The organism is Streptomyces cahuitamycinicus (assembly GCF_002891435.1).
Lineage (GTDB): Bacteria > Actinomycetota > Actinomycetes > Streptomycetales > Streptomycetaceae > Streptomyces > Streptomyces cahuitamycinicus.
On record NZ_POUC01000529.1, the window covers coordinates 1 to 4,638 of the forward strand.

At 72.3% G+C, this 4,638-nt stretch carries 6 protein-coding genes; 3 read left to right on the forward strand and 3 right to left on the reverse strand.

What is annotated here, in order from left to right:
- Nucleotides 1-250 precede the first annotated feature (250 nt).
- Together pspAA and C1J00_RS38430 are read right to left on the reverse strand one after the other, a co-directional pair.
- Complete coding sequence (gene pspAA, locus C1J00_RS38425; RefSeq protein WP_102913525.1) at nucleotides 251-529, reverse strand: PspA-associated protein PspAA; 279 nt, start codon at nucleotides 527-529, stop codon at nucleotides 251-253.
- A 23-nt stretch (nucleotides 530-552) separates the two neighbouring features.
- Nucleotides 553-1,347 (reverse strand): PspA/IM30 family protein, encoded by a 795-nt coding sequence (locus tag C1J00_RS38430; RefSeq protein WP_102913526.1) that lies wholly within the window; start codon nucleotides 1,345-1,347, stop codon nucleotides 553-555.
- 305 nt (nucleotides 1,348-1,652) lie between these two features.
- Here C1J00_RS38430 and C1J00_RS38435 point away from each other — a divergent pair, with 305 nt between their 5' ends.
- A complete protein-coding gene (locus C1J00_RS38435) occupies nucleotides 1,653-2,252 on the forward strand; it encodes a DUF3043 domain-containing protein (protein WP_102913527.1) in 600 nt (199 codons plus the stop codon).
- Nucleotides 2,253-2,335: 83 nt separating this feature from the next.
- Entirely contained in the window at nucleotides 2,336-3,037 is a 702-nt protein-coding gene (locus tag C1J00_RS38440) for a class I SAM-dependent methyltransferase (RefSeq protein WP_102913528.1), read from the forward strand.
- Nucleotides 3,038-3,100: 63 nt separating this feature from the next.
- Here C1J00_RS38440 and C1J00_RS38445 read toward each other — a convergent pair whose 3' ends face one another.
- Complete coding sequence (locus tag C1J00_RS38445; protein ID WP_062926420.1) at nucleotides 3,101-3,313, reverse strand: hypothetical protein; 213 nt, start codon at nucleotides 3,311-3,313, stop codon at nucleotides 3,101-3,103.
- Between the two features lie 247 nt (nucleotides 3,314-3,560).
- Between C1J00_RS38445 and C1J00_RS38450 the strand changes: the two genes are divergently transcribed.
- The coding region (locus tag C1J00_RS38450) for a bifunctional adenosylcobinamide kinase/adenosylcobinamide-phosphate guanylyltransferase (RefSeq protein WP_102913529.1) at nucleotides 3,561-4,638 on the forward strand (1,078 nt) is incomplete at its 3' end.

Genomic DNA, 4,638 nt, shown 5'->3' on the forward strand with positions numbered 1-4,638 from the left:
GGTATGGGGGCCGGGTGTGAAGTGCTCGGCTATGGGAGCCGGGTGTGAGGTGCTCGGCTATCGGAGCCGGGTGTGACGTGCTCGACGTGAGGGCTGAGGCCGGGTGGGCGCGGGACTCGGCGGTCGGGGTGCCTCCCCGTGCCTCCCTCGAGCTCTCCGAGCAGGGGGCACCCCCAGCGCCCACCCGTGCCGCCTGGGGGTACCTCCCAGGCTCGTGAGGCACTGGGAGGCACGACTGCCCGAAGCTGGGTCAGCCCGGGATCAAGCCGTCGTCGCTGAGGAGCTCCCGGACCTCCTCCAAGGTCGCGTCGGGAGACGGCAGGATCAGTTCCGACGGCTCCAGGGAGTCGTCCGGGAGGGGGTCGCCGAGGTCGCGGACCCGCGTCAGGAGGGCCTGGAGGGTGCGGCGGAAGCCGGGGCCGTCGCCGTTCTCGATCTCTGCCAAAAGTTCGTCGTCCAGCTTGTTCAGCTCGGCGAGGTGGCCGTCGGCCAGGCTCACCTGGCCCTCCCCCATGATCCGTACGATCATGTCGCCCTCCTAGGCGTGGCCCCCTACTGCTTGTCGAAGCGCGGGGTGTCCTGCGGCTGCTGCTGGGACTGCTGCCCGTCCGTGCCGCCTTCGAGGGCCTGCTGCCCGCTGCTCGGGCCGGCCAGTTCGGCCTTCATGCGCTGCAGTTCCAGCTCTACATCCGTACCACCGGAGAGCCGGTCCAGCTCGGCCTGGATGTCGTCCTTGTGCATGCCGGACTGGTCGTCGAGGGCGCCGGAGGCCAGCAGCTCGTCGATCGCGCCGGCGCGGGCCTGGAGCTGAGCCGTCTTGTCCTCGGCGCGCTGGATCGCCAGGCCGACGTCGCCCATCTCCTCGGAGATGCCGGAGAAGGCCTCGCCGATCCGGGTCTGCGCCTGGGCCGCCGTGTACGTCGCCTTGATCGTCTCCTTCTTCGTACGGAAGGCGTCGACCTTGGCCTGGAGCCGCTGGGCCGCGAGGGTGAGCTTCTCCTCCTCGCCCTGGAGCGTCGCGTGCTGGGTCTCCAGGTCGGTCACCTGCTGCTGGAGCGCGGCCCGGCGGGAGAGCGCTTCGCGGGCCAGGTCCTCACGGCCCAGCGCGAGCGCCTTGCGGCCCTGGTCCTCCAGCTTGCCCGACTGCGACTGCAACTGGTTCAGCTGGAGTTCCAGGCGCTTGCGGCTGGTCGCCACGTCGGCGACGCCGCGGCGGACCTTCTGCAACAGCTCCAGCTGTTTCTGGTACGAGTAATCGAGGGTCTCGCGCGGGTCCTCGGCCCGGTCAAGGGCCTTGTTCGCCTTCGCGCGGAAGATCATCCCCATACGCTTCATGACACCGCTCATGGGCTTCGCGCGCCCCCTTCTGACCGACTCCGGCAGCTGCTCCTGCGACAGAACCCACAGTACGGGCCCTGCATCCATTACCGCACTGTTCGGGGACGGATGCGCTCATCCCCAAGGACGACTGCGTGCGCTCCCGCTCCGGCGTAGGGAGTAGGTGGTCCCCGGGGTTACCGGAGCCGTACACCCCGGGAAACATCCGGAGGCGTACGCAACGTCCCCTCTGTCCCCTTACTGACGACTGGTGTTGCCGGATCGTTCCCCACGAGGCTGGGGTCCATGCCCAAAAGCCCTTACCCTTGGGTTTTGTGTTCCGTAGCCGTGCGAAGGATGAGAAGGCCCAGGACGCCGACAAGGCGCCGGTGACCGACTCCAGTCAGCCCCGTCACCCCGAGGCCCCCAAGGGCCGCCCCACGCCCAAGCGCAGTGCGGCCCAGTCGCAGCGCCGCAGCGTGGCCAACACGTCGACGACGCGCAAGGAGGCCGCCAAGCGACAGCGCGCGGAGCGCCGTACCGCGATGGAGCGCCAGCGTCAGGCGCTGGCCAGCGGCGACGAGCGTTACCTGCCCGCCCGTGACAAGGGGCCGGTCCGCAAGTTCGCGCGTGACTTCATCGACTCGCGGTTCAACATCGCGGAGTTCTTCCTGCCGATGGCCGTGGTCATCCTAGTGCTGAGCATGGTGCGGGTGGCGGCGCTGCAGAACGTCGCGCTGCTGCTGTGGCTCGTGGTGATCGTGCTGATCGTGCTCGACTCGTTCGTCACGGGCTTCCGTCTGAAGAAGCAGCTGGCCGAGCGTTTCGCGGGTGAGAACAAGCGCGGCGCCGTCGCCTACGCCCTGATGCGCTCGCTCCAGATGCGCCGGCTCCGGCTGCCGAAGCCGCAGGTCAAGCGCGGAGAGCGGCCCTGACCACGACGCCGTTCTCCAAGGGCGCGGCGGATACCTGGCTGGACAGGCTGGGCGGGCTGCGCGATGTCGTCCGGCAGGAGCTGGTGGCGCGCCAGCTGGACGAGCAGATAGTCGGCCGGTTCCCGGTCGGCAAACGCCTGCGGGTGCTCGACGTGGGGATGGGCCAGGGTACGCAGGCGCTGCGGCTGGCCCGGGCCGGGCACCAGGTGACCGGTCTGGAGCAGGACGCGACGATGGTCGCCGCGGCCCGGGAGTCCCTCGCCGGGGAACCGGAGGGCATCCGGGAGCGGATGCGGATCATCGAGGGCGACGGCCGGGACACCGGTGTGCACTTCCTGCCGGGCAGTTTCGACGTGGTGCTCTGCCACGGCGTCCTGATGTACGTCGAGGAGCCCGACCCGCTGCTGGCGGGCCTCGCCCGGATGCTGGCGCACGGCGGACTGCTGTCGCTGCTCGTGCGCAACGGGGACGCGCTCGCGATCCGGCCGGGCCTGTCCGGAGACTGGTCCGGCGCCCTGGCGGCCTTCGACACGACCGCCTACCGCAACCGCCTGGGCCTGGACGTGCGGGCCGACCGGCTGAAGGACCTGACGTCGACGCTCGCGGGGATCGGGGCGCCGCTGCACGCCTGGTACGGGGTGCGGGTGTTCACCGACACGGCGGCGGACGGCGCGGAGGTTCCGGCCGACGTGGAGACGCTGCTCGCGGTGGAGGAGAAGGCAGGGCGGACTGATCCGTACCGCGGGGTGGCGGCGCTGCTGCATCTGTGCGGCGTGCGCGGCTGACATACGGAGGAGGGGCGGGGGCCGTCGGCCCCCGCCCCTACCCGGGTCACGCCCCCGCCGGGCTCACGCCTCGGCCGCGTGCAGACTCATCGGCCCGTAGATCTCCGTGGCGTCCTCGAACAGTCGCACCTGATCGGCACCGCCCTCCTGCAGGGCCTTCCAGTGCTCCCCGATCCAGGACTCGGCGTCCCCCTGAGTGGGGAACTCCTCCGGCGGCACCGCGGGCTGGACCTCCGTCCCGTCGGTCTTCTCGAACCGCCACGTCCATGCCGCCATGTACGCCTCCCATGTGTGTGAGCACACTGCACAGCGAAAAGCCGGATCTTGGTCCGGCTCCCGTCCAGAGCCTATGCGCTCCGCTGGGTGGGGCGTCATAGGGCTTGCGGGGGTGCGGGTCATCGTTGGGTGCGGGTCGTCGGGGGTCGCTCGCGCCCGCGCGGCGGAACCGCACATCGACAGGGCCCGCGCCCCTATGGGGCGTCTCCGTCACGCGTGACGCATTGCCACGGGTGAGAATCGGGACGTGGAACTCACTCTGCTCGGCACCGGCGCCCCCGCGGGCCTCCCCCGCCCCGACTGTCCCTGCGCGGCCTGCGCGGCCGCCCTGGGTCCCGACGCGCGGGCGGCGACCGCGCTGCTCCTGGACGGGGCGCTGCTGCTCGACCTGACGCCGGGCGCGGCGTTCGCGGCGGCGCGGGCGGGCCGTTCCCTGACCGGCGTCCGGCAGGTGCTGCTGTCGCATCCGCACGACGGGCCCGCGGTCGAGGTGCCCGCGGGGCTGCCGCAGCCCGGACGGGTGCCGGACGGGCGGGAGTTGACGCTGCTGACGGGGCACCGGGTGCGGGCGGTGGCGCTGGACGCGCCGGGCACTGGCTACGCGGTGACCGGGCCGGAGGGGCAGCGGCTGCTGTATCTGCCGCCGGGCGGGGCGCCGGCGGGCCTGGAGGCGCCGTCCGAGTCGTACGACATGGTCCTGGCGGACGTCGTGGGGCGGCCGGACGCGCTGGCGAAGCTGCGGGCGGTGGGGGCGATCGGGCCGACGACGGACGTGGTCGCGGTCCACCTGGACCACGACGTGCCGCCCGGCCCGGAGCTCGGGCGGCGGCTCGCGGCGGCCGGTGCCCGGGCCGTGCCGGACGGGGTGACGCTGGTGGTCGGGGCGTACGAGGACGTGCCGGACGTGCCGCGGCGGACGCTGGTGCTGGGCGGGGCGCGGTCGGGCAAGTCGGTGGAGGCCGAGCGGAGGCTGGAGGCCTTTCCGGACGTGCTGTACGTGGCCACGGGCGGGTCGCGCAACGGGGACACGGAGTGGTCCTCGCGGGTCTCGGCCCACCGGGAGCGGCGGCCGGGGTCGTGGCAGACGGTCGAGACCTGCGACCTGGTGCCGTTGCTGGAGGCGGAGGGGCCGCCCCTGCTCATCGACTGTCTGTCGCTGTGGCTGACCGACGCGATGGACGCCGCCGGGGCGTGGGACGACGCGGTGTGGGCGGAGCGGGGGGAGAAGGTGCTCCGGGAGCGGGTGCGGGAGCTCACGGAAGCGGTGCGGGTCACCCGGCGCACCGTGGTCGCCGTGTCGAACGAGGTGGGGTCGGGGATCGTGC